Annotated in this window: 25 protein-coding genes and 1 riboswitch; of the genes, 9 read left to right on the forward strand and 16 right to left on the reverse strand. The window is 60.0% G+C overall.

Features of this window, described 5'->3' with window-relative positions; translation table 11 throughout:
- Nucleotides 1-35: 35 nt before the first annotated feature.
- Both JOE62_RS01010 and JOE62_RS01015 read right to left on the reverse strand, forming a co-directional pair.
- A complete protein-coding gene (locus tag JOE62_RS01010; protein ID WP_239543097.1) occupies nt 36-1,037 on the reverse strand; it encodes a LacI family DNA-binding transcriptional regulator in 1,002 nt (333 codons plus the stop codon).
- 532 nt (nt 1,038-1,569) lie between these two features.
- Nucleotides 1,570-3,309, reverse strand: coding sequence for a hypothetical protein (locus tag JOE62_RS01015; protein WP_204719672.1), 1,740 nt, complete (start codon nt 3,307-3,309; stop codon nt 1,570-1,572).
- Nucleotides 3,310-3,756: 447 nt separating this feature from the next.
- On the opposite strand from JOE62_RS01015, the gene JOE62_RS01020 reads away from it, so the two are divergent.
- Entirely contained in the window at nt 3,757-4,290 is a 534-nt protein-coding gene (locus JOE62_RS01020; protein WP_204719674.1) for a hypothetical protein, read from the forward strand.
- A gap of 121 nt (nt 4,291-4,411) precedes the next feature.
- Here the strand turns inward: JOE62_RS01020 and JOE62_RS01025 are convergent, their stop codons facing one another.
- From JOE62_RS01025 to uraD, 4 genes are all read right to left on the reverse strand, one after another.
- Complete coding sequence (locus JOE62_RS01025) at nt 4,412-5,947, reverse strand: nucleobase:cation symporter-2 family protein (protein WP_204719676.1); 1,536 nt, start codon at nt 5,945-5,947, stop codon at nt 4,412-4,414.
- Between the two features lie 75 nt (nt 5,948-6,022).
- A complete protein-coding gene (gene pucL, locus JOE62_RS01030) occupies nt 6,023-6,946 on the reverse strand; it encodes a factor-independent urate hydroxylase (RefSeq protein WP_204719678.1) in 924 nt (307 codons plus the stop codon).
- Nucleotides 6,947-6,950: 4 nt separating this feature from the next.
- On the reverse strand, nt 6,951-7,307 hold the full coding sequence (gene uraH, locus JOE62_RS01035) for a hydroxyisourate hydrolase (protein WP_038993376.1): 357 nt from the start codon (nt 7,305-7,307) through the stop codon (nt 6,951-6,953).
- A 67-nt stretch (nt 7,308-7,374) separates the two neighbouring features.
- Nucleotides 7,375-7,869, reverse strand: coding sequence for a 2-oxo-4-hydroxy-4-carboxy-5-ureidoimidazoline decarboxylase (gene uraD / locus JOE62_RS01040; RefSeq protein WP_204719679.1), 495 nt, complete (start codon nt 7,867-7,869; stop codon nt 7,375-7,377).
- A gap of 322 nt (nt 7,870-8,191) precedes the next feature.
- Here uraD and JOE62_RS01045 point away from each other — a divergent pair, with 322 nt between their 5' ends.
- Nucleotides 8,192-8,386, forward strand: a complete 195-nt coding sequence (locus tag JOE62_RS01045; RefSeq protein WP_066142901.1) for a hypothetical protein — start codon at nt 8,192-8,194, stop codon at nt 8,384-8,386.
- 188 nt (nt 8,387-8,574) lie between these two features.
- On the opposite strand, the gene JOE62_RS01050 is transcribed toward JOE62_RS01045, so the two are convergent.
- Nucleotides 8,575-8,910: a cupin domain-containing protein gene (locus JOE62_RS01050; protein ID WP_204719681.1), complete on the reverse strand. Its 336-nt coding sequence runs from the start codon at nt 8,908-8,910 to the stop codon at nt 8,575-8,577.
- A gap of 106 nt (nt 8,911-9,016) precedes the next feature.
- Entirely contained in the window at nt 9,017-10,033 is a 1,017-nt protein-coding gene (locus tag JOE62_RS01055; protein ID WP_204719683.1) for an AEC family transporter, read from the reverse strand.
- Between the two features lie 199 nt (nt 10,034-10,232).
- On the opposite strand from JOE62_RS01055, the gene JOE62_RS01060 reads away from it, so the two are divergent.
- Both JOE62_RS01060 and JOE62_RS01065 read left to right on the forward strand, forming a co-directional pair.
- Nucleotides 10,233-10,997 (forward strand): SDR family oxidoreductase, encoded by a 765-nt coding sequence (locus tag JOE62_RS01060; RefSeq protein WP_204719685.1) that lies wholly within the window; start codon nt 10,233-10,235, stop codon nt 10,995-10,997.
- 29 nt (nt 10,998-11,026) lie between these two features.
- A complete protein-coding gene (locus JOE62_RS01065; protein ID WP_204719687.1) occupies nt 11,027-11,410 on the forward strand; it encodes a nuclear transport factor 2 family protein in 384 nt (127 codons plus the stop codon).
- Nucleotides 11,411-11,413: 3 nt separating this feature from the next.
- Here the strand turns inward: JOE62_RS01065 and JOE62_RS01070 are convergent, their stop codons facing one another.
- The 3 genes from JOE62_RS01070 to JOE62_RS01080 all read right to left on the reverse strand — a co-directional run bounded on the left by JOE62_RS01070 (nt 11,414) and on the right by JOE62_RS01080 (nt 12,713).
- A complete protein-coding gene (locus JOE62_RS01070) occupies nt 11,414-11,863 on the reverse strand; it encodes an SRPBCC family protein (RefSeq protein ID WP_204719688.1) in 450 nt (149 codons plus the stop codon).
- A gap of 45 nt (nt 11,864-11,908) precedes the next feature.
- Nucleotides 11,909-12,166, reverse strand: a complete 258-nt coding sequence (locus tag JOE62_RS01075) for a hypothetical protein (RefSeq protein ID WP_204719690.1) — start codon at nt 12,164-12,166, stop codon at nt 11,909-11,911.
- Between the two features lie 85 nt (nt 12,167-12,251).
- The gene (locus JOE62_RS01080; protein WP_204719692.1) at nt 12,252-12,713 is read right to left on the reverse strand and encodes a MarR family transcriptional regulator; all 462 of its coding nucleotides are present in this window, start codon (nt 12,711-12,713) and stop codon (nt 12,252-12,254) included.
- 169 nt (nt 12,714-12,882) lie between these two features.
- Here JOE62_RS01080 and JOE62_RS01085 point away from each other — a divergent pair, with 169 nt between their 5' ends.
- Nucleotides 12,883-13,884, forward strand: a complete 1,002-nt coding sequence (locus JOE62_RS01085; RefSeq protein WP_204719694.1) for a pirin family protein — start codon at nt 12,883-12,885, stop codon at nt 13,882-13,884.
- Between the two features lie 17 nt (nt 13,885-13,901).
- Nucleotides 13,902-14,234, forward strand: coding sequence for a GNAT family N-acetyltransferase (locus tag JOE62_RS01090; protein ID WP_204719696.1), 333 nt, complete (start codon nt 13,902-13,904; stop codon nt 14,232-14,234).
- 10 nt (nt 14,235-14,244) lie between these two features.
- On the opposite strand, the gene JOE62_RS01095 is transcribed toward JOE62_RS01090, so the two are convergent.
- Nucleotides 14,245-14,460 (reverse strand): helix-hairpin-helix domain-containing protein, encoded by a 216-nt coding sequence (locus tag JOE62_RS01095; protein WP_204719698.1) that lies wholly within the window; start codon nt 14,458-14,460, stop codon nt 14,245-14,247.
- A 252-nt stretch (nt 14,461-14,712) separates the two neighbouring features.
- On the opposite strand from JOE62_RS01095, the gene JOE62_RS01100 reads away from it, so the two are divergent.
- Both JOE62_RS01100 and JOE62_RS01105 read left to right on the forward strand, forming a co-directional pair.
- Nucleotides 14,713-15,096, forward strand: a complete 384-nt coding sequence (locus tag JOE62_RS01100) for a hypothetical protein (RefSeq protein WP_204719700.1) — start codon at nt 14,713-14,715, stop codon at nt 15,094-15,096.
- 26 nt (nt 15,097-15,122) lie between these two features.
- Nucleotides 15,123-16,301: a hypothetical protein gene (locus JOE62_RS01105; RefSeq protein ID WP_204719701.1), complete on the forward strand. Its 1,179-nt coding sequence runs from the start codon at nt 15,123-15,125 to the stop codon at nt 16,299-16,301.
- Nucleotides 16,302-16,323: 22 nt separating this feature from the next.
- Here JOE62_RS01105 and JOE62_RS01110 read toward each other — a convergent pair whose 3' ends face one another.
- The 4 genes from JOE62_RS01110 to JOE62_RS01125 all read right to left on the reverse strand — a co-directional run bounded on the left by JOE62_RS01110 (nt 16,324) and on the right by JOE62_RS01125 (nt 21,241).
- Complete coding sequence (locus tag JOE62_RS01110; protein ID WP_204719703.1) at nt 16,324-17,706, reverse strand: MFS transporter; 1,383 nt, start codon at nt 17,704-17,706, stop codon at nt 16,324-16,326.
- A 23-nt stretch (nt 17,707-17,729) separates the two neighbouring features.
- On the reverse strand, nt 17,730-18,467 hold the full coding sequence (locus JOE62_RS01115; protein WP_204719705.1) for a ZIP family metal transporter: 738 nt from the start codon (nt 18,465-18,467) through the stop codon (nt 17,730-17,732).
- A gap of 61 nt (nt 18,468-18,528) precedes the next feature.
- The gene (gene dnaB, locus JOE62_RS01120; RefSeq protein WP_038992790.1) at nt 18,529-19,884 is read right to left on the reverse strand and encodes a replicative DNA helicase; all 1,356 of its coding nucleotides are present in this window, start codon (nt 19,882-19,884) and stop codon (nt 18,529-18,531) included.
- An 856-nt stretch (nt 19,885-20,740) separates the two neighbouring features.
- The gene (locus tag JOE62_RS01125) at nt 20,741-21,241 is read right to left on the reverse strand and encodes a flavin reductase family protein (RefSeq protein WP_128470894.1); all 501 of its coding nucleotides are present in this window, start codon (nt 21,239-21,241) and stop codon (nt 20,741-20,743) included.
- Between the two features lie 94 nt (nt 21,242-21,335).
- Nucleotides 21,336-21,453: riboswitch (SAM riboswitch) on the reverse strand.
- A 376-nt stretch (nt 21,454-21,829) separates the two neighbouring features.
- Here JOE62_RS01125 and JOE62_RS01130 point away from each other — a divergent pair.
- Entirely contained in the window at nt 21,830-23,437 is a 1,608-nt protein-coding gene (locus JOE62_RS01130; RefSeq protein WP_204719707.1) for a long-chain-fatty-acid--CoA ligase, read from the forward strand.
- Nucleotide 23,438: the final 1 nt, after the last annotated feature.

The raw sequence follows: 23,438 nt of genomic DNA on the forward strand, positions 1-23,438 counted from the left end.
CACCCGCTGTCGAGATGCGGGCAACTAGAACAGAATTACTGGGACCTCGGCGGGGCCGTGCTCGCCCGCATGACCAGCGTTGGAGCGATCACCTTTGGAGATTTATCGGCGGTGTCGCCTTCGAGCAATTCCGTGAGTGCCGCATGCCCGACGTCCCTGAATGGCTGCCGGACAGTGGTCAGCGATGGAATGAGGAAATTCGAAATCTGCAGGTCGTCGAAACCGATCACCGAGACATCGGTTGGCACATCCAGCCCGGCTTCCCAGAAGACGCGCAGGATGCCAGTGGCGAGATAGTCATTCGCGGCGAAGACTGCCGTCACTTCCCCGACGCGCACCGAGTCAACCAGCCTCTTGCCCGCCTCGTAGCCACTGGGCGCCAGCCATGATTCGGCGGGCACTTCAATAATCGGCGCCTTGGCTTCGAGCATTCTTTCCTGCCAGCCGATTTGCCGCTCGGTGGCGTCGAACCAGCCGGTTGGACCGGAGACATGGGCAATTTTGCGATGGCCTAAAGCCAGGAGGTGCCCGGTAGCCAGGCGCGCGCCTTCGCGCTGGTCAACGTAGACGTAGCGAGCCGGATCCGAGACCGGAACGCTGGTGCGGGCGGCGACAACCACCACTGGGATCTTGAGCGCCGCATCATCCAGGGCGTCAATGACGTTTTCGAACGGCGCGACCATCACCACGCCGTCAACCCCTTGGTCAACCAGGTGGTTCAAGGCTTCGGTTGCACTGTGAGCGTCGTAGCGATCCAATGCGGTCACGCTGACGAAGTAGCCTTGCGCGCGGGCTGCTGCTTCGATGGCCAGCACGGTTGACTGCGGTCCGAAGAACTCGCTGCCGATGGTCAGAATCCCAATGGTGCTGGAGTGCGATGTCGCCAAAGCACGGGCAGCTCGATTGCGGCGATACCCGAGTTTGCGGATTGCTTCCATGACCTGGTCACGCGTTCCGGACCGGACATTGGGGTGGTTGTTGAGCACTCGCGACACAGTCTGGTGCGACACCCCTGCCATGGCCGCTACATCCGCCATTGACGGAGGCCTTTTATTCGGGTGCCCTTCACCGGGCTGAGCAATGTTCACATCGGTCATTATTGCAAAAACCGGCGGTTTGGCTACTGCCACGCCGGGTAATCCGGGGCCTTATGAACCCATCGAGGTGGTATATGACGTGGTGGACATATATCTTTGCCCGGGAACTTATCCGCTAGATTGCGGGGGTTCTCCCCCAGCTTTTCCGGAGGGGGAAGGTTTACTTGCTATGAATCAGTGGCCTCACTTCAGCCTGACAGACAGAGTAATCCGGTCTGATCTGTTACCGATGTCCTGAGACAGAAGTGTCACCGGTGTCTTGAGACATCACACATTTAAAAAGTAAGTATGTGGGACATGATTCGAAAGTGCCGTCATTCGATTGTGCTCGGAGGTAGCCAATAGTTCATCGAAGGATGGGCAACTTCATCCCCGTATTGGTCATGAGGTTACATCGTCCGTCTTGAGTCGGGCAGGGCGTAAAAGCCGACAACCACGTGAACACGTAGTTGTCGGCCAGTCGCTGACGATGCTACTTAACCGAAGAAGTTGAGGTCTTCGAGGCGTAGCCCTTCTTACTTCCGGTGACCTTCACGTAGACAACCTTGCCCAGGTCCCGCGAGGTCACCTTGTAGGTCGACTTGGTGGCTTTGCTGATCGGGGCGCCAGAACGGTACCACCGGTATTTGTATTTCTCGGGTTTCGGACTCCACGAACCGGGTTTGACTGTCAGTTTCGAGCCAACCTTCATCTTGCCCGATACGGATGCTCCCTTCTTTACCGTGAACTTCGCCTTGGCTACCTTCTTGGTCTTAGCAGTGGTGCTTGTCTGAGTTGCAAATCCGGGACCGCTGGCGGTGACTCGGACGCTGATATTCCTGCCTGTATCGGACAGACCCAGTTTGTAGGTGGTCTTCGTAGCGTTCTTGATGGTCTTGCCATCACGCAGCCACTGGTACCTAAACTTTCCCGGCTTGGTGGAACGGGTGCCAGGATTGACCTTCAGTGTTTGTCCATAGACTGTCTTGCCACTGATACGCGGCGCTTTAGTGACAGTGTATTTTCCCTTTGTGACCCGGGAGGTGTCATACGAGGTATGGACAACCGGGTACATTCCAGATTTTGAACCCGTTACCGAATAAGCGAGGCGTTTGCCCAAATCCGCAGTGGTTGGCGTGTAAGTGGACTTGGTGGCGCCCTTGATTCTCTCCCCTGCGCGAAGCCACTGGTATTTGAGCTTTACACCTGACGGCGCATTGGAGAACTTCGCAGTGAGCTTCTTCCCTACCTGCGCCGAGTCAATCCGCCCCAGTTTTAACAGGATTGGATCCTGGACAGTGAAAATTCTGGAGAAGGTTTCCGTTGTGCTTTGCCAGTATTCTGTTTCGCCCCAGTACTCATGGTGCGTTGCTTTGACGGTGAGCTTTTTGCCGGAGTCTGCCTTGCTCAGCTTGTAAGCGCAGCCGCCTGAATCTCCACTTTTTGATTTTTGGACTACTGTGCTGCCGCGGCTCCAAGTGCAATTGGTTTTCATGGCGAAGCCGGTGGAGGTTTTGCTGCCTGCAGCAGTCACCCAAGTACCGACGGGAACCGTAGTTGCCGACGGATTCAAGATTGAAGCTTCGCCGAAGGGGGTATAGCTAGCCTGTAACTTTCCCGTACCCAGCCATGACAATTCTTCATATGCAGAGACAACATATTGTTCACCGACATGGATGTTGTACTGCAGGCTGCGCCCGTCTGCCTTGTGCTGCCCCCCGTAGTATCCATCCAAGAAGCGAATATGCGTTGCCCTGGGGGCAACGAAAGTATTAAACCCCACCTGCTTGACTGGCGGATCTGTCCATCCGTCGTTCGTAAAGTAGTCTCCGATTTCCAAGCTGAAAGGTTCGCCGTCGAAACCTCTGAAGGTTTGAAGCTTGAATTCAGTACCTGCCAGCACACGGACTGGCTTCGTGTCGAACGTGATTTCCAGTTGTGCTAAAGCTGGTGCGTTCAAGAATTCTCGTAAGTCCACGTCAATCGGACCGTTGTACGCCAGACGGTTTAGCGCGGTCATGCTTTTCAGAACATCACCCTTAATTGGCGCGTTCTCCAAGATCAAGTCAGTGATGGAAGTATTGCCATGCACTGCTTGCTGGTCGTCTCCAGTGCAAACCGCGCTGCTGCCTTCGACGGTGCAGTCCCCCATGCTGGCTTGCGCCGGCACTGCCATAAGTGGACTGATTCCCAGAGCAATGCTGAGGATCAGAGCAGATAATTTAGTTTTCAATTTTCCCCAAATGCTACGACGCGAGTATCGAGACGAATTTTATCCTGCACATAGAAAATTGGGTATTACTGTTTGTTAGTAGCCTGGTCTTTCAGGATAGTCATATCGTGTTTTTCCTAGTCTCTTTCTTCCAATTAAGTGGGGACTTACATCATCCACCTGACAGGCTCCATGATTCATCCGGTGGACTTTGAACCGCAGCCACGCGGCCAGCATGTGCCGGTTGGGGAACAGGAAACTGTATTCACACTAGCCGCGTGGCGCAGGTCATGTGTCATCTAAATGGAGGTGGTCCCATCCCAACACAGACTGGCGATGCAGGTGAGCCGGCAGAGCAATATTGATTCTGCAATCGTGCCGTTAAAGATAGGCCCGCCATTGTCCGAAGATGGCAGGACCTGGTCGGCGAATGCAGATCAACGCCATGAGATGGCCTAATCTGGGCCTATGAACCGCCTTCAACTGACGCATCCCTCGGAACTCCTGTTTCCACTCTTGGTGCGCGGAACAGCAGCCGGCATCCTGGTGGCCGCCATATGCGTCACCGCTCTCGAACTCCCTGGGCCTGCAGGCTATGCGGTCATAACATTCATGTACGGCCTGCCCTTCGGGGCGCTGCACGGGCTGCTGGTTGCTGGCGGGGTCTATGCAGTGCTCGCCTTCCGGCATCATCGAAGCTCCGCAGGCGTTATGCAGCGGCGGGTTCCAACAGCCACCGCGACGGCGGCGCTCCTCTGCATTCCTGCAGGCATCCTGATGGCTTTGCTCATCGGCGCGGAAAACGCAGCCTACCTACTGCCAGCCGCTGCACTCGTCGCCTTGGCTGCGGCGGTCGCCGCCTGGTGCACGCAGTCGGCGATACGCGCCGCTGAGAAGAAACTCAATGCTGCACGCCCGGAACCGAGTCCTGGTCGCCTGGCTCGGGGTAGGAGGCTCCCAGCGCTAGGCGCACTGCTGTGGACCAATCCATCGAGGTCTTGAGCCCACCACGGGCGAACGCCCGCAGGCTCTCGGGCCTGCGGGCGTTCGCCTCGCTCAGGATGGATCCTTGTCCATCTCGTCGCGGTCGTTCTTGTCCTGTTCGGGCTCTGCCTGCTCCGGCTTAGTGTTCCGGGCTCCCGGCAAGCCTGGGTACAGGCATCTCGATGGCCCCTGTCTGGATCTGCTCGAACTCATCGGGCGTGACTACAGGAATCTCGTAGCCTTCCTTGTCGATGAGCTTGCCGCCCACGTAGTGGTCGCCCTCGAGCAGTCCGCAGATCTCCTCGGTCTTGACCATCCGCGGCGGAGCTGCCGAGAAGACTGATGCATTCTTCGTGTTTCCGAACTTGAGCTCGTTGAACAGCAGGTTCAGCAGCACGGCCATCACGGCTGCCGAGGAAATTCCGGAGTGGAAGATCGTCTCGAACCAGGTGGGGAATCCTGCATAGAAGTCGGGCTTCACGATCGGGATGCAGCCGAAGGCAATCGAGGCGGCGACAATCACCAGGTTCATGCCGTCGTACTTCACCTTGGACAGGGTCCGGATTCCGGAGGCGGCAACGGTGCCGAAGAGCACGATGCCAGCACCGCCGAGCACCGGGGTGGGGATGGCCGCGACCACGCGGCCGAGGATCGGCAGCAAGCCGAGCACCACGAGGATGCCACCGCCGGCAGCGACTACGAAGCGGCTAGTGATTCCGGTGATGGCCACCAAGCCGACGTTCTGCGCGAAGGCCGACTGGGTGAAGGTGTTGAAGATCGGGGCTACCGCGGAGGAAGCCATGTCGGCGCGCAGGCCGTCGGCGATGCGCTTGGAATCCACCTTCGAGCCGGCAATCTCGCCCACTGCGAGGATGTCAGCGGTGGTTTCGGTGAGGATCACCAGCACCACGATGGTCATCGAGATGATGCCGCCGATTTCGAAGACCGGCATGCCGAAGGCCAGCGGCTGCGGGAAGGCGAAGATCGCGCCGTGGCCGACCTGCGAGAAATCTGCCATGCCCAGCAGTGCCGCGGCGACCGTGCCCAGCACGATGGCCAGCAGGATCGACATGCGGGAGATCGCGGCATTGCCGACCTTGGAGAGCAGGAGGACCACCAGCAGCGTTCCGGCGGCCAGGCCGATGTTGGCCAGCGACCCGTAGCCCTCGGCCTTGGCGTCCCCGCCCATGGCCCAGTTGGCTGCGACCGGGGTCAGCGAGATGCCGATCATCGTGATGACCACGCCGGTCACCACCGGCGGGAAGAATCTGATGATGCGGGCGAAGAACGGTGCGATGAGGAAGCCGATCAGCGCAGCGACGAGCACCGCGCCGAAGACAGCCTGGATGCCGCCACCGCCATTGACGATGGCCACCATGGTGGCCACGGAGGCGAAGGAGGTGCCCTGGACCAGCGGCAGCTGCGCACCGAAGAACGGGATGCCCACGGTTTGCAGGATGGTGGCCAGCCCGCCGACAAACAGGCAGCAGGCGACCAGCAGGCCGATTTCGTCCGGAGCCAGCCCTGCGGCGTTGCCGATGATCAGCGGCGGGGCGATGATTCCCCCGTACATCGTCAGGACATGCTGCAAGCCATAGGCAAAGGACTTCCCCAGCGGAAGCTTGATGTCCTCGGGACGATTGCCTTTGATAGATTCATCTTGTGTAGCGCTCAAGGCTGACCTCCTACGTCAGTCGCTGCCAAAGGTGTGCCGGTGTGCCAGCACCGGCACACCTTCAACGCTGTTCGTTTAGATAAATGCCGGAATATTTGCCCAGATCGGGTGATTCGCCTCGGTGCCTTCTCGGGTGATCGTCGCTTCGATCAGTCCGTACGGGCGGTCAGCCGCGAAGAAGACCTCATTCGGGTTGTCCTGGCCGAAGACCTCGAGGTCCACCAGGAAGTGGTGCTTGTTCGGCAGCGACATCTTGATCTCGGCGATTTCCGGATGCGCTTCGAGCACTGCCTGCCCCATCTGGAACATGGTCTGCTGCAGCGCGTACGAGTGGGTGTCGGCGAAGCGGGTCAGCAGCAGCTGGCGCACCGAGGTGTAGACCGCGTCGAAGTCGATGCCCTCGGCGATGGCCTGCTCGGTGTAGCGCCAGCGCGCGGTCACGTCGGTGGCCAGGATGCGGTCGGTGGTTTCCTTCAGTGTCGTGTACTTGTCCCGCGGGAAGCCGTGGAATTCGCTGCCCGTGGACTTCAGCACGGTGAGGTCTTCCAGGCCTGCAACGATCGACTTCTTGCCGTCGGCGCCGATTTCCAGCACGGCGGTGCGGACCTCGGACTTGTTCTGCGAGAAGGCGTGGTCGTGGTCGTTGATGCGGTCCCAGAAGAACTGCTGGGCTGCCCAGCGGCCACCGGTGATCCAATCGAATTCTCCGGTGAAGTGCTCGCCAAGCTGCACCAGGAACTCCTCGATGGCGCCCACGCCGTTGCGGGCCAAGCCATAGACGGTGTTTTTCTGGGTGTCGGTGGCGACAACGCGGCCATTGTCGCCATCCTGGTGCGCGGCAGTGAAGTCGCCGTGCAACTGGCTGGTGACGTTCAGATCCTGGATCTGGTGGCGAACCGTGTCGCGGGTGATCTTGACCAGGCGGACTTCGGCCTTGCCGTATTGGTTGGAGCCCAGCACGATCTTGGTGCCTGCTGGGGCGGTGATTTCGGTAGTCATGGTTCTAACTTCCTCGGTACGTGGAATATGCAAACGGGCTGATAAGAAGAGGTACGTGGTAGTGCTCGTCGACGTCATTGACGAAGAAATCGATGCTTACCGCGGGGAAGAAGCTTTCCGTTCCCTGCTTCCCGAAGTAGCCGCCGGTTTCAAAGGAAATCCGGTAGCGGCCGGCTTCAACCTGTACCGGTCCGAGGTTCTTGATGCGGCCATCGGCATCCGTGGAACCTGAACCGATTTCTTGCCAGCCGGATGCCGTCTTGGCTTCCAGCGTGGCCTTGACACCGGAGGCAGGCCTCCCGGTCCCGGTGTCGAGTATGTGGGTGGTGATGTGGCTGCGTTCGCCGTTGCCATCTGCCATGTTCATCTCCTGGCTGTCGGAGGGATAAGGGGTCGGTAAATGCGCGGGGTAAGCCCCGGGCATTGGCTTAGTTGTCCACCGCGTTCTGCAACCGCAGCAGCGCGATCTGGCGCAGCTGCTCGGCAACTTCAAGAAGTTCTTCCTGCTCGCCATTGGCCAGCCGGCGTTCGCATTCGGCGAGGATTTCTTCGGGGCTGCGGCCGACGGCGCGGATGAGGAAGACCCGGTTGAAGCGCTGCTCGTAGGCCTTGTTGGCCGCGGCCAGGCGTGCGGTGACATCGCTATCGAGGTCCAGGCCTGCCTGTTCGCCACGCGAGAGGTCGGCTTCCTTGCTGCTGCCCTGCGCTTGTTCGCCGATGCGCGGGTGGTGCGCCAAGGCGGCTGCGATTTCCTCGCGGTTGAAGGGGGCGACGTCCTGAAGCGCATAGCTGGAAAGCTCATCGAAGCTGTTGAAAGGACGGGCGGAAACAAGTGCATCGATCCAGCGGTCGACATCCACGCAGGGGCGCAGGAAATCTGCAGCCTCGGCTGCGGGCAATTGATTGAATACGTCTAGTCGCATCGGGTGATCAGCTCTTTTCAAACGGTCGTTCTTTCCACGGACCTTGGCTGAACACCCTTACCACCGAAGGAGACTTCGGCTTCGACTCGATGCTGGTTTCGTGGAACCTTGTGCCACCACTGTAATCCACCTCACAGCGTCGCCGTCAAGTCAAAGCCGGAAAATCTTTAACAAGTGTGACTTATGAAAGTTTTCCGCATTGCGGATAGAAAATTTTGCTCCTAGCTATTGCCAACAATCCACCATGGTGCACATAATGGTTTCGCAAGACAAAACATAATTTCCATATTATGGAAATAGAGAATCGCGAAGGAGGGTCGCAATGACCGCTATCAACACTGGCAAGATCAACTGCTCACCGGAGGGCCAGCGCCTCGTTGCCACCACCGACGCGTTGCGCACCGGGCTGTTCCAGCCTATCGAAGGCCTGGATCCCGATATCGCCCGCCAGCCGCGGATCACCCGCGAGGTCCCCTCGCTGTTCAGCCGCCTATTCGGCCAGCATCAAGGGCGCTAGTCGCCCCTCAAGACCACGCAGAGGCCAACCCCTGAGGCGTCGGGACCTGGCCTCTGCGTTTTTTTAATCCGGTTCGCGGTCGCGCGCGCTTGCCCTCTGGGACGCCGCAAACGCGAATGCAGCGGCATGAGCCGTTGCCGAAACCGGCCCCGCCCATTGATGTGGACTGGCCCGCAGTTCGCTTCCGCCTAGCGATCGGTCTTGGCCACCGTGAGCAGCACGCTGGAATCCTCGGTAGCGCTGATTTTCAGCCGCCCTTCGGGCAGCACGATCAGGTCCTGGCTGCGCCCCTCCCACTGGTTGCCCATCGATGAGACGGTGACCCTCCCGCCGAGGACCAGCAGTGTCGCTTCGCCGGGGTTCACATGCTCCTGCAGCTCGGTGCCGGCCTTGATCCCGATGACGGTTTGGCGCAGCGTATGCTCATGTCCACCGAACACCGTGCTGGCGGCGCGCCCATTGCCCGCGTGCTCGGCGTCGCGCAGCTGGGCCCGGGCAATGGCGGTCAGCGAAAACTTCTTCATTGAATCCCTGCATCTCATCTCTGCGGCTGGAAACTCCGGGCCGGTTGGCATGTGGTGCTACCAGCCTGTCCCCGGTCGGGGCAAAGGTCAAGGACTGCGCGGAAGGCTACTTCAGCGCCAGCTGCGCCAGCACCGGCAATGCTATGACCGACAGGACGCAGGTGATGACGATGGCTACCGCGGTCGGTTCGCCATCCCCGGTGTCGTTTTGCGCCATGATGTAGGCGGTTGCGCTCACCGGCATGGCCGCCATGAGCACCGCCGAATTGAACCAGATGCGGTCCAGCCCGGGGGCGAAGGCAAGCAGCATGGCCACCACCAGCACGGGGAATGCCACGAGCTTGCCCACGACCATGGTGGCGATGGAAGTTTTCGCCCAACGGGCGGCTGGCGCGGTACCGTCCGCGGCCGCCGGCGCCCGGCGCCTGGAACGTGCTCGGTCAATGGTCCGCTTCAGCGACATGCCGATGACGAAGAGCGCGCCCGGAGCAGCCGCGGCGGCCACCAGGTCGATGGTGTCGTCCACCGGCTGCGGCACCGGCACTGCGAAGATTGCTACCGCCCCGCCGACGAGCATCGCCCAGGTGACCGGGCTGCAGACCAGGGCGTTGCGCACGGTTCGGGCAATGCGCGCAGCACTGGCCTTGTGCTCTCCTCCGCCTGCGTGGGGCAGGACGATTTGGGCGAGGATGGGGAACCCGACCATGAAGATGATGTTGTGGACCAGTTGCCCCATGCCCGCCGCGAAACCGGCTTCGGTTCCCATCACGCCCAGGACGATCGGGATGCCCAGATACGAGACGTTGCCAAAGCTGGTGGCCAGCATGCCGGCGAGCGCCCGCGCCCGGTCTGCGCGCAGCAGATAGCGGAAAGCCAGCCAGCTGATCAGCGCGAACACGAGTGCCGAGACGATGCTGATCCACAGGAATGCGAACGGCACGCCGTCGCTGATGTCCGCCCGGGCCACCACCTTGTAGAGCAGGGCCGGCAGGGCGACATAGAAGACGAATACGTTCAGTGCTGGTTCCACGCTGGCCGGGAACCTGGGAGCATGGCTGGCGGCGAAGCCGATGAGCATGACGAAGAACAGCGGCAGCACGCCAAAAAGCACGTCGAGGAACACAAGTCTCCTTCGGGGATATTCGGCCCGGATTGCGCGAACCGGGCACTTCAAGGTTAGTAGCCGGCCTGTCCGATCCGGGAAACGCACCGGGGAATGCGACGCAACATGCAGAAGAAAACTGGGGTTTTGCGGCGCGAATTCCTAGGATGAGACCACGCGCCTCACCCTAATACCGTTGATATTTCCGCAAGGAGAATTGATGTCCCAAGCATCTAACGCCCCGCACGCCCCGCGCACCATCGTCATCACCGGTGCAGGATCAGGCATCGGCCGCACCACCGCCCGCCTGCTGCTGGAGCAGGGATGGAATGTGGTACTCGCCGGGCGCACCGCGCAGAAGCTGCACGAGACGGCGCAAGGACATGGCTCCGCCCTGGTGGTCCCCACCGATGTCAGTGATCCGCAGGCCGTGGATCAGCTGTTTGCCGCAGCCGCCCAGCGTTTCGGAACGGTCGACGTGCTGTTCAATAATGCAGGGATCTTCGGTCCCCCGGCAGCCATCGACGAGCTGGACCCTGCCCAATGGGATGAAGTGTGCCGGATCAACCTCACCGGGGCCATCAATGCCGCCCGGGCGGCGTTCGCCCATTTCAAGGCCAACGGCGGGGGACGCATCATCAACAACGGGTCGATTTCTGCCCAGGTGCCGCGCGTGAACTCCGTTGCCTATACCGTCACCAAGCACGGCATCGCAGGCCTGACAAAATGCCTTGAACTCGATGGGCGCGAGCATCGGATCAGGGCCACCCAGATCGATATCGGCAACACCGCCAGCGACCTGCTCGATGATTTCGGCGCCACCCAGGGCGCCTTGCAGCCCAGCGGCCATCGGCTCGTCGAGCCGACCTTCCCGCTGTCCGAAGCCGCTGAAGCCATTGCTTACATCGCCGGGGTTCCACTGGGGACATCCATCAACCAATTCACCATCACCGCTGGCGGCATGCCCTACATCGGGCGAGGCTAGGCCGCGGGCATCATCCAGGAGGAGCTGGCATGGAAGTTGAGACCCCGGCGACCTGCGGCAACGCCCCGCGCCATCAGATCATCATGGGGCTGCTGGCTGCGCTGTACGGCAAAGACCTGGCAGAACTGCGCCAGTGGCTTGCCGAGGATGTGGTGTGGGAGTTCCCGGGCGAGCAGGCCCTGCATGGACGCGACGCGGTGGAACAGTGGGTCCATGCTCGCCCCGAGACCAGCAGGGTGCTCTTCCTGAGCATCCTCACCCACGGCAAGGAAGGCAGCGCGGACGGGATCTTCACCAGTGGCGGCAGGGAAACTCCCTTCAGCCACGTGCTGCGGTTCGCTTCGGCCGGCAAGGCAGCGAAGCTGGTCGGCGTGCGCAGCTATTTCGCCGCTTCTTCCGCTGCTGCGCAGTAGGGCCTAGAAGTATTCTGCCAGCAGCGCTTCGAGCTTCGCGAAAGCCGAGTGCCATGCCTGGGTGCTGGACTCGATCACCTCATGCGGCAAGGGGGTTTGGGTCAGCGTCAGCATGGTCTGGCCGGCGAATTCCTTGAATTCGATGCGGGTCTCGATTACCAGGTCCAAGGTCATTTCGTGCGGGCCGTCGGCGCTGGCCAGGCACTCGTACTCGTCGAAGGCGGTCAGCACCGCCTTGAGCGGCACCCTGACTTCCGGGTTCCCTGCCTGCACCATGTTCAGCTCATGCCGGCCGCCGACCTTGGCTTCGAAGACGACGGAATCGTCCTCGACCAGCCAGCCCTCCGGCCCCCACCACTGGGCGATGATTTCCGGTTCGACAAAGGCAGCCCAGACGGCGTTCTTCGGTGCGGAAAACTGCCGGGCGACTACAAGCTCAGTCATCGATTCCATGGGTTCAATTCTATCGCGGCCCGCTTTCGGGCTCAGCTGCGCGGGCTAGCCTTGCGGGCGGCGGGGCTCCATGCGGCTCACGGTGTACAGCGTTTGCTCATCCGGCAGGGTTCCGGCGGCTTCATGGGCGCGCATGACCTTCACTGCGCGATCCCATTTGATGCGCTCGCGCGGGCTGGCCAGGACGCGGCGCTCGGCAGGACCGAAGATCGACAATCCCAGGTACTTCAGGCGCCAGAAAATGCGGTAGCCGACGCTCAGTCCGGTGGTATCGGAAATGATCGGCAGGGGTGATTCATCCATGATCGTCGTCCTCTTCGGTCATCTGACATGCAAGTGCTGGCACATCAATCATACGTCATTAGTTGGTGCACCAACTAAATTGGCCCTAGCTCTTCGGAGCGTTCGCACCAGCGGCAATCATGCGGTCCAGGATGCTGCGCAGCTCCACGACATCCTTCTCCGAGAGGGCAAGCCGGGCCATCATCTCACGGGGCACCTTCACCGCTTCGGCACGCAGCGCTGCGCCCTTCTCGGTGGGCTGGATAACCACTGCCCGCTCATCGTCCGGGTTTTTCGTCTTGGCTACCAGCCCGGCGGTTTCCAGCCGCTTGACCAGCGGCGAGAGCGTTCCCGGATCCAGATGCAGGTGCCCGCTGAGGGCACTGGCACTCATCGGTCCCAGATCCCAGAGGGCCAGCATCACCAGGTACTGCGGATGAGTCAGCCCCAGCGGATCCAGCACGGGCTTGTACGCCGAGATCACCGACCGCGAGGCCACGGCCAGGCCGAAGCAGACCTGCTTTTCCAGCTTGAGAAGATCTTCGTCGCGAAGAATTGCACTGTCCACGTTGATGCAAGCTCCTTGAAAGATGCCTAATACCACTGCATCGATCGTACCCCGGCCGAAAACTTCGCGGCCGGGCCCAAGCACGCACAGTGGAATGGCATGGCTTCCGGCGATATGGAAAATAGCGGAGCGAGTAGTCAAAACGGGCGGCAGTGAATAGCCTTGGCCTATGAGCAATCTTGAGCAGAGTCCGCAGGAGATCGACTGCCATGCACTGCGCTCCGGAGCAGAGGTTGAAATTCTTGAACCACGCGAAGTGCCGCTGGGTGGCCCGCGGGCCATGACTGTCTTCCGCACGCTGCCGCAAAAGCAGCGCAGCCTGATTGGCGCCTGGTGCTTCCTTGACCATTACGGTCCGGACGACGTCAAGGTCACCGGCGGGATGAACGTGCCCCGGCACCCGCATACCGGATTGCAGACCGTCTCCTGGCTCTTCACCGGCGAGATCAACCACATGGATTCTGCCGGGTTCAAGGCAACCGTGCGCCCTGGCGAGGTCAATCTGATGACCGCCGGCCACGGAATCAGCCATTCGGAAATCCTCACCGAGGACACCACCATCCTCCACGGCGCCCAACTATGGACCGCGCTGCCCGATCATGCGCAGGACATGGAGCATACTTTCGAGAACTACCGCCCGGAACCGCTGACCGCCGAGGGCTGGTCGCTATCGGTGTTCCTGGGAACCTACGCGGTAGCTGGGCAATCTTCCACCTCCCCGGTGAAGACCCATACCGAGCTCGGCGGCGCGGAATTGCACCTCGCGCCGAATACCGAAATCCAGGTGGTGGTTCCCGAGCACCATGAGCACGGGATCCTCTTGGACTCCGGCAGCCTTGAAGTCAACGGCCATGATCTCGCCCCGCGCGACCTGGGATTCGTGCGTGCCGGGTGCAAGACCCTGCACCTGAAGTCCGGCGACCAGCCAGTGCTGGCGCTACTCATCGGCGGTGAACCGCTGAAGGAAGACATCCTGATGTGGTGGAACTTCGTGGGCCGCACCCATGAGGAAGTCCTCGCCTTCCGTGCACAGTGGCAGGCCGAAATCGGGGCGGAACCCGGGGACGCCTCCGAGGACCGCTTCGGGCCTTTCCCGCCCGATACCCCGGCAGCCCTGCCGGCCCCGGCACTTCCCACCGTTCGCCTTCGCCCGCGGGTGAACCCAGCCTAGCCACCAAGGAGCTTTCCATGAGCAATATCAAGCCAGTTTTCCTGCCCGAGCGCCAGCGCTTCGCCCTCGACGATGAGGGGAAAATCATCGGCGCGGCGCACTACCGCGATTTCGACGGTTCAGAAGGAGTCGAGCGGATCTTCTTCCACACCACCGTGGATGAGGAATACGGCGGACAAGGGCTGGCCGGCATCATGGTGAAATTCGCGCTGGAGAACACCATCGCCAGCGGCGCCAGGATCGTTCCGGTCTGCCCGTATGTGAAGGCCTATGTTGCCAAGCACACCGAGTACGCGAAGCATCTGGTGGAACCGGAAAAGCACCACCTGGAGATCCTGCCGCGCGGCTGATCTGGGCAGTTCAAGGATTCATCTCCAGGCCGCGCGCGGCCAGCTCTTCGCTCAGTATGCGGATGGCTTTCGGGCCGACGCCATGCAGTGCGAGCAGCGCCGCGGCGCCGGCCTGCCCCGCCTGCTCGAGGCTGGTGATGCCCGCCTGCTCGAAGGCCCTGGCCGCGGGGTTGCTCGTTTTCGGAAGCTCGGTGCCCATGATCCCAGCGTAATCAGGTCTGTTCATGCCATTTTTGCAATCTTGAAATTGATACGAAGGTGAACCTGTATCTCTAAATGAACCGCGGGGAAGTTTCTAGGGCATTTCGCACGTCACAGATGTCTTATTGCAAGTCCTTTACCGGATGAATCGTGCCAAGTCGAGAAATAATTAACTTTCTTCTTACGCATCCAGTAGCGTTAATATGAGCCTCAATCCTTAGACATTGCCTAAGCAAGTTGATGCCTACAGTCGCCTCAACGAACGATAGGACTCGTGATGCAACAAAATCTCGGAGACCTGATTGAAGGCATCCGCCGCATAGGTGACGAAAAAATCGCCTTCTCTCGCAGAGCTGTCGAAACTATGTGCTGGCAAGGCAGACCATACAAATGCATCAGACCTACGTCGCGCACCCATCCAACGCCCCAACCTAGAAACGGTGGCACTAACCCAGACCAACTTGGCACTGAGCAGAGAACCACGCCCGAAGGGTTTAGTCTCACAGAGATTCGCGGCGCCGATACTGCGAGGTGTCCAGCACCGCCCATTGAGCAGCTAACTGCTCACCCGTACTTTGAAACCGAGCAAGAAGAGTTCGACCGGCACCTCGGCGAGCGCGGTGAAGAGAATCAGGATCCGGAAGATATGGATCATCCTTAGGCATTGGCCGTTCTTTAGGGGTAGTTATGTTTGAGTTTTTGTTGCCCACGGGTTCTTCGCATGATGTGGATCTGGTCGGTGAGTATTATCGGCGGGATAAGATCCTGCAGATTGCCGGCGGCCGCCCTTCTGACGATGAGCCTTTGCGTGCGGATATCAAGGTGGAACTTGTTCCTGAGCCTGATAATCCGCATAGCCCTAATGGTGACGCGATTAGCGCGCGCGTTGGAGGACAGCTTGTTGGCTACCTATCGTCCGCCGATGCTCGTAAGTGGAGCAACGTGATTCAGCGTATTACTGCATCAGGCGCCACTGCGATTACTAATGGCAATATTTTTGCCTACAACCGTCGGAAGTGGGATCAGAGCGGGGCGCAAAAGACTGAAGTGGAGTTGAATATTCGCGTGGGCCTGCCTGAGCCTGACATGCTACTTCCGATAAACGTCGGTCCACTTGAACTCGTGTCGATTCTTCCTTGGGGTGCTGCACTACAGGTGACCAAGGAAGAAGATCATTTTGAACATCTTTTCGAGTATGTACCGGTTCGCGGTGAAGGCATGGTTGTTTTGACGATGCATCGTCTGGAAAATGTCCTCCGGAACGGTACTGTGAAAGAACTGGTTGAAGTTCGTCTGGATGGTGAGCGCGTTGGGCAATTAACGCCGACGACTTCCCAGCACTACTTATCAACGATTCGGCATGCGGAGGACATGGGTAAGACTCTTGGAGTCTGGGCCAAGCTCAAAGGTTCCGGGGTTGCCGCTGAACTTGTTATCTATGGTGCTCGCGCCACGGACTTGTCGGACAAGTGGTTGCGCTCCATGCCAGTGCTTCCATCATTTGTCGCTGAGGCTGATCACTACGACGTGCCCAATGCTTATATTTCGGATGGACCCTCGGCAAGAACCTCGTCCAGAGGACCAAGACAAGCAAGTTCAGGTCAGTTTGGTGGTAATCAATCGACTTATCAGGTTGGCAATAAATCTGTCACGATTGGCGACAAGCAACGCCGCTACAGCCCCGGCACTTATCGCGTGGCAGGAACCTCGGCAATCGTAATCTTTGCGATTTTCGGATTGTTGTTTGCGGCCATTCCAGGCATTGGCCCAATCTTGACCATCGGAGTCATAGTTCTTGGCGTCATTGTCAATCTTGGTCAACGCAGAATCGCCAAAGCACTAGAGATCGAGCGAGGCTTATCTTAGGAACCGCATCTCCCCGGCGTAGTCAGGCTTCCAGCCGCGCAACAGCTTTGGTGCGCGGTGAGATGGCGATCAGGACCAGGACCAGCAAGAGGCTGAAGCTGAATACCGAGATGAACCCCATGCCGGTGGTGGCCATCGCGAAGATGACGCCACCGATGGCGGTGACCCCGGCATTGCCCAGGGAGTCGGCCACGGTCATTGCCGATGAGTTGAATCCCTGCTCGTCCTTGGCGGACAGGGCCAGCATGTTCACGTTTTGCCTCGGGAAGATCATGCCCATGCCGAAGCCGCCCACAGCCCATCCGCAGACCAGCACGAGCACCGGCGGATGGAAGACCGCTGTAGCCAATGCGGTTGAAATCGCCACGCAGCCGGCAATCGCCCCCACGGTGATGCAGGTGGAGGATTCCACCTTCTCCCCCAGCTTTCCCTGCAGCCATGAGCCCACCGACCAACACAGTGCCGACGCCGTCAGGATCAGGCCGGCCCGGTCGGGGCCCAAGTGGTAATCCTCGCGCAGCATGTAGGGCAGGTAGACTTCCACGCCGAAGAAGGCACCGGCCACGAAGATGCGGGTCATGATGGTGGACGGCAGTCCCCTGGCCAAGCTGAATGTGCCCTTGGGCAGCAGCGGGCGAACCGCGGCCAGGGCCACCGCCAGCGCCAGGATCAACCCGATCAGGGACCAGCGGCCCTGCGTATTTCCGAGCAGGTTCATGCAGATGACAGCCACCCCGGTCACCCCGGCCAGCACCAGCCGTTTGGCGGAAATCGGCCCCAGGTCAGGATTGCGCGTCGAGCTCAGAGACTTCAGCGCCGGCACGACCCCGCAAAACGCGAGAACCACCAGCACCGCCACTCCGGAGAACACCCAGCGCCAACCGAGGTGCACGGCAATCAGGCCCGCCATCCAGGGGCCGATCATCGCCGGGATAACCCAGGCGGTAGCGAACAGGGCGAAGATCTTCGAGTGCAGGTGCCCGGGGTACACCCGTGCAATAAGCACATAGATGGCGACGGTGATCGCGCCGCCGCCGACTCCCTGCAGGATGCGCCCGGCAATCAGGGCCTGCATGTTCTCGGCTGAGCCGCAGATCAGCAGCCCAACGCAGAATACGGCAACGGCGATGAACAGCGGGTGCTTCGGCCCCCAGCGGTCGGTGACTTCCCCGGCAGCCACCATCCCCAGCATGCCGCTGGCGATCGGCGCGGCAAAGGCCAACGCAAAGTAGCGTTCACCGTCCAGCAGCTCGCTGACCAGAGGCATCACCGTCGTCACGGCCATGGATTCGAAGGCGACCAGGAAGACGAGCACGAACATGCCAAGGGTGGTGGCAAGATACTGCGGAGCATAGATGGTGGACTCGGCGCGCTCGGTTGATTGGCTGCTGCGGTTCAGGGGCATGCATCCATGATCTCAGGTTTCGCCTAGCCGCCGATCACGTGCAGGCTGAAGGCCGCGAGGAAGCCAGAGGTCACCAGCAATCCGGTGTAGTCGTGCTCCACCTTGTAGGCTTCGGGAACCATGGTGTCGGCGATCATCGTCAAGATGCCTCCGGCAGCGACGGCGGTGGCGAAGGCCAGCACCTCGCCGGGCATGGATTCCAGCAGCAGCGCCCCGAGGAAGGCCGCGATGCCGCAGGAGATGGCGATTGAGCCCCAGAGCAACGCGATCGAGGATCCCTTCTTCCCGGACGCTTTCATCTGGGCGGTGCTCGCCAGGCCCTCGGGGACATTGGAAATGAATATGGCGATCAGCATTGCCGGATTAATGCTTGCGCTGGCGACGACGGTCAGTCCCAGAGCCACGGATTCGGGAATCCCGTCGATGAGCGCACCGACAGCGAGCGCTGATCCGGAAGATTCCTGCTCGCCTGCGCGCTGCGCCTGCCGCTTTCCGGTCCGCCAGGCCAGCAGCCGGTTCGCACCGAAGTACAAGGCAGCGCCCACGATCACTCCGCCCAGCGTCGCACCAAGGCCACCGGTGCCATAGGCTTCGAGCACCAGTTCGAAGGCCAGTGCGCTGATCAGGACCCCGGCGCCGAAAGCCATGATTGTGCTGACCCAGACCTTGGGGATCTTCAACCACCAGGCAGCGCCGGACCCCAGCAGCAGGGCGGATCCGGCCACGGTGCCCCAAAGCAAAGCCTGCAACGAAGCGAACATGGCACCCACTATAGCCAGCAATGAGCTGGCTTAGTAGGTGCCATATGAGTTCTGACTGGGACTAGCCCTCGTTGGACATGTTGTTGAAGCGCGAGTAGTGGCCCTGGAACGCTACGGTGATGGTCTTGGTCGGACCTGCACGGTGCTTCGCGATGATCACGTCGGCCTCGCCCGGACGGTTTTCCTTGTCATACACGTCGTCGCGGTGCAGCAGGATGACCATGTCGGCGTCCTGCTCGATCGAGCCCGATTCACGCAGGTCCGAGACCATGGGACGCTTGTCGGTGCGCTGCTCGGATCCACGGTTCAGCTGCGACAGGGCAATCAGCGGCACGTCGAGCTCCTTGGCCAGCAGCTTGAGGTTACGCGAGAACTCCGAGACTTCCTGCTGGCGCGATTCCACGCGCTTGCCCGAGCTCATCAGCTGCAGGTAGTCGAGGATGATCATGCGCAGCTCGTTGCGCTGCTTCAACCGGCGGCACTTGGCGCGGATTTCCATCATGGACATGTTCGGCGAATCGTCGATGAACAGCGGGGCTTCGTTGAGCCGGCCCATGGTCGTGGCGATCTTGGTCCACTGTGCATCTTCCACCGAGCCCTTGCGCAGGTCCTGGAGCTGGATGGACGCTTCGGCCGAGAGCAGGCGCATCGCGATCTCGTTGCGGCCCATTTCCAGGGAGAAGAACACGGTGGCCATGTTGTGCTTGATGGCAGCGGAACGGGCGAAGTCCAGTGCGAACGTCGATTTGCCGACGGCGGGACGGGCGGCGATGATGATCATCTGGCCGCCCTTCAGGCCCTGGGTCAGCTCATCGAATTCGTAGAAGCCGGTGGGCACGCCGGTGATGCCATCGCCAGCGTTGGCCGCGTTCTCGATCTCGTCGACGGTGTCTTCGATGATGTCCGAGAGGCGCACGTAGTCCTCGCTGCTGCGGTTCTCGGCAACCTTGTACACCTCGGCCTGGGCTTCGTTGACGATTGCGTCGACCTCGCCATCCGGCGAGTAGCCCATCTGGACGATGCGCGTACCGGCGTCAACCAGCCGGCGCAGCACTGCGCGTTCGCGCACGATTTCTGCGTAGTACCCGGCATTCGCCGCAGTGGGAACCTGCTGGATGAGGTTGTGCAGGTAGGCAGCGCCACCCACGCGCGAGATTTCGCCGCGCTTGGTCAGCAAGTCGGCTACGGTGACCGCATCGGCTGGCTCGCCGCGGCCGTAGAGGTCAACGATTGCCTCGTAGATGGATTCGTGGGAGGGACGGTAGAAGTCGGTGCCGCGGATGGATTCAACGACGTCGGCAATCGCATCCTTGGAAAGCATCATGCCGCCGAGCACCGACATTTCGGCCTCGATATCCTGTGGCGGCTTGCGCCCTGCGTCGGATTCCCGTCCTTCGTAAACCGGCTCAGCACTCATTGCAGACACTTCCATCCCCTATTGACCCGCTGGGAAAATTCTCCTTGCCCTCATGGCAACGCTTCATCATGTCAGTCGATACGGACATTTAGCTGTAAAGCGCCTGTGGATATTTCTCTCCCGAAGCCAACACTAGGGCTGTTATTAACAGGCGTAAACCTCATTATCCACAGAATATGTGGATAACACACCGCTACCTGTGGACTCACCTGTTCACAGTCTGGGGAGAACCCTGTGGATTACCCCGCTCTATACACCGGTAACATCGATTGACTAGTCTGTTTGTATTTTCACACTTGTGGAAAGAAAGTTTATTCATTGAAGGTCACGCCAACCACATCGAGGTTATCAACACCCACAATCGCCCAGTTTCCGGGGTTTTCGCTCCTTTGTTCACATTTCCCCACACTTCATCCACAGTTTTGTGGATAACACTGTGGATACTGTTAATTTTGCAAAACCCTTAGTCACCACGGATTAATGTTCGCTATCAAGGCTCCGAGCCCGAAGTAGTTCACAACCAACAAGAATTTCACCGCTCAGGGCCGTGGATAACTTGATGTCGCCGAGGTGGCGTTGCGTGAATTTGAAGCCGTAACTGGGCTCTTGGCCCACTGCCACCGATTTACCCCGGCAATCAGCTGCAGTGGAAGTGCAATTACACGTCGAACTTGCCCGCAGTGCATGGGCTGCATGTAGTCCATGGTTGCTGCCGGGGTGCCCGGAGATCAACAGGCATCGCGCCTAATTTTCCGATTGGCACAGGGATCAAGTGATTCCGCAGGCCTCGAAATCAAAAAAGCTTCGGCCAGATCGATATGTTGATCTGGCCGAAGCTATGGAAGTTCAGAAGAGCTTAGACGAGCTCGGGGACCGGCAGTGAATGGAAGCGCGAATCGTGGAAGATCTGCGGCGAGTGCTTCGAGATGCGGTGCCCGTGGACTTCCATCAAGATCACCCAGTGATCCCCCGCTTCGACCTCGTTGTAAATCGAGGTTTCCAGCCACAGCGTGGAGTCGTTAATGAACAGTGCGCCCTGTTCCGAGGAATAGGTGTCGATCCCGCGGAATCGGTCGCCGTTCTTCGACGCGATCTGAGCACACACTCCTTCATTGCGTTCGCTGAGCACCGAAACGCCGATGCGGCCAGCGTTGCGCAGCTTTGGCCACGTATTCGAGGATTTCTGCACGGCGAACATCACCAGTGCTGGCTCGAGGGAAACACCCACGGTAAATGACGAAGCCACAATGCCGGTTTTCTCGCCATCCAGTTCTGCACAGAGGGCGGCTACGCCTGACGGATGCTGAGCGAAAACCTTGCGCAAGGTCAACGGGTCAAGTTCAAGATTCAATGACATGGCTCGATTCCTTCGGGTCTTGCCCACCGCGCAATAATCCGCACGCCGGAGCTTCTTGATTCTCGAAGCCGCCAGCGTTGGAGTTCAGCGCCGTGTGCGGTACTTGTTCCAGCACGTTTTTGCGTGGAACCGAATCCTCACCTGGAGCACCCCACTACCGTTGAGAGGGTTGCCGATCAGCAAGCCAGGGCTTATAGCTGATGCTCTTGATTCTGCTTAAAACAATATGGGTGATTACGAAGCAGCGTCAAACATTTTGCTTCGCAAATCGCAATATTCAACGAAACGTTCGATCCAATGCCTTGAAATGAACCTTTTAGCAGTCTTTTATTCGCCAAATCCACCTTGCCCGAGACCTTCGACGCAACTTTCATTACGGACCTTCTCCGGTCACGTTGCAGCGGAAGACCCGGCTCTACCCGTGGAACCGGAGGCCTGTCGCGAATTCACTACCGCTCACCGCAATGAAACTTGGTTTCTCCGCATGACGCTGAGGTTCATGGCACTATCGATCATGGAGTGCGTTGAGTCACACTCCCTCTTATTGTTCTCCGTAACCATCGCTGACGATTGAGGAATAGCCACACCATGGTAGAGATTCAGGCAAACCATTCAGAACTGACCCCGCTGCGTTTCCTTGAGCGCACAACCGAGGCCTATCCGAAGAAGACCGCCGTCATCCATGGAACTCGCAGCTACACCTACGCGGAACTCGAAGCACGCGTGCACCGCTTTGCCCAGGCGCTGAAGGCGCGCATTGAACCGGGCGACCGCGTGGCCGTGCTGGCACCGAATACTCCCGAAATGCTCATGGCGCATTACGCCGTGCCGCTGGCTGGCGGCGTCCTCATTGCCCTGAATACCCGCCTTTCGGCCCACGAGCTGCAGTACATCATTGATCATTCGGCTGCCAAGCTGATGCTTGCCGACACCGAGCTGCTGGAGCATACGAAGACCCTGCGCCGGGAGAACCCGACGCTGGAAGCGCTCATTGAAATCACCGATGACCAGTACTCCGGACCGCGTCCCGAAGTGCAAGTCGACGCCACCTTGGACGAGTTGCTGGCAGAAGCCTCGGATGAGAAGCTTCCCTATGCCATTGCCGACGAGCGGGCGCCGATCACTCTCAACTACACGTCAGGCACCACCGGCAAGCCGAAGGGCGTGCTCTACTCGCACCGCGGCAGCTACCTGAATTCCTTGGGCGAAGCTCACCACCAGGGCTTCACCGCCAAAACCCGCTACCTGTGGACCCTGCCGATGTTCCACTGCAACGGATGGTGCACCCCATGGGCCGTCACCGCAGCGGGCGGAACCCACCTGTGCCTGCGCGGCGTGCGCGAGAATGCGGTCTGGGACGCCATCGAGAATCTTGGGACCACCCACCTGTGCGGCGCCCCGACCGTCTGCTCCATCATCGCCGACTCAGCCCGTGCCCATCAGCTTGATACGCCATTGCGGATCACCACCGCAGGCGCTCCCCCGTCCCCGGCCATCATCTCCAAGCTGCAGAATCTGGGCATCGAAGTAGTCCACGTGTACGGCCTGACCGAAGTCTATGGGCCGTACACGGTGTGCGAATATCAGGATAAGTGGGATGAGCTCGATGGGCCGGCCCGGGCAGCGAAGCTCGCCCGCCAGGGCGTTGGCATGATCACTGCCGAGTCCGCGCGCATTGTCGACGAGAACATGGACGATGTCCCCGCGGACGGGCAGACCATGGGCGAAATCGTACTGCGCGGCAATAACGTCATGATCGGCTACTACCGCGACGAAGCCGCCACCGCCCAAGCTTTCCATGGCGGCTGGTTCCACACCGGCGACCTCGGCGTCATGCACCCGGACGGCTACATCCAGGTGCGCGACCGGGCCAAGGACATCATCATTTCCGGCGGCGAGAACATCTCCACCATCGAGGTGGAACAGGCCCTCGCATCGCACCCAGAAGTGCTGGACCTTGCAGTCATCGGCGTCGCCGACGAGAAATGGGGCGAGCGCCCGGTGGCTTATGTCATCCGCGGCAGCGGATCCACCTTGGATGCCGAAACCCTGATTGGCTTCGCCCGCGAAAAGCTCGCCGGATTCAAGGTGCCGCGCACCATCGTCTTCCCGCAGGATCTGCCGCGCACCTCCACTGGTAAGGTGCAGAAGAATGTTCTGCGCGCCCAGGCGCTTGAAGACAGCACGACGAACTAGC

Source organism: Glutamicibacter nicotianae (assembly GCF_016907615.1).
Classification (GTDB): Bacteria; Actinomycetota; Actinomycetes; order Actinomycetales; family Micrococcaceae; genus Glutamicibacter; species Glutamicibacter nicotianae.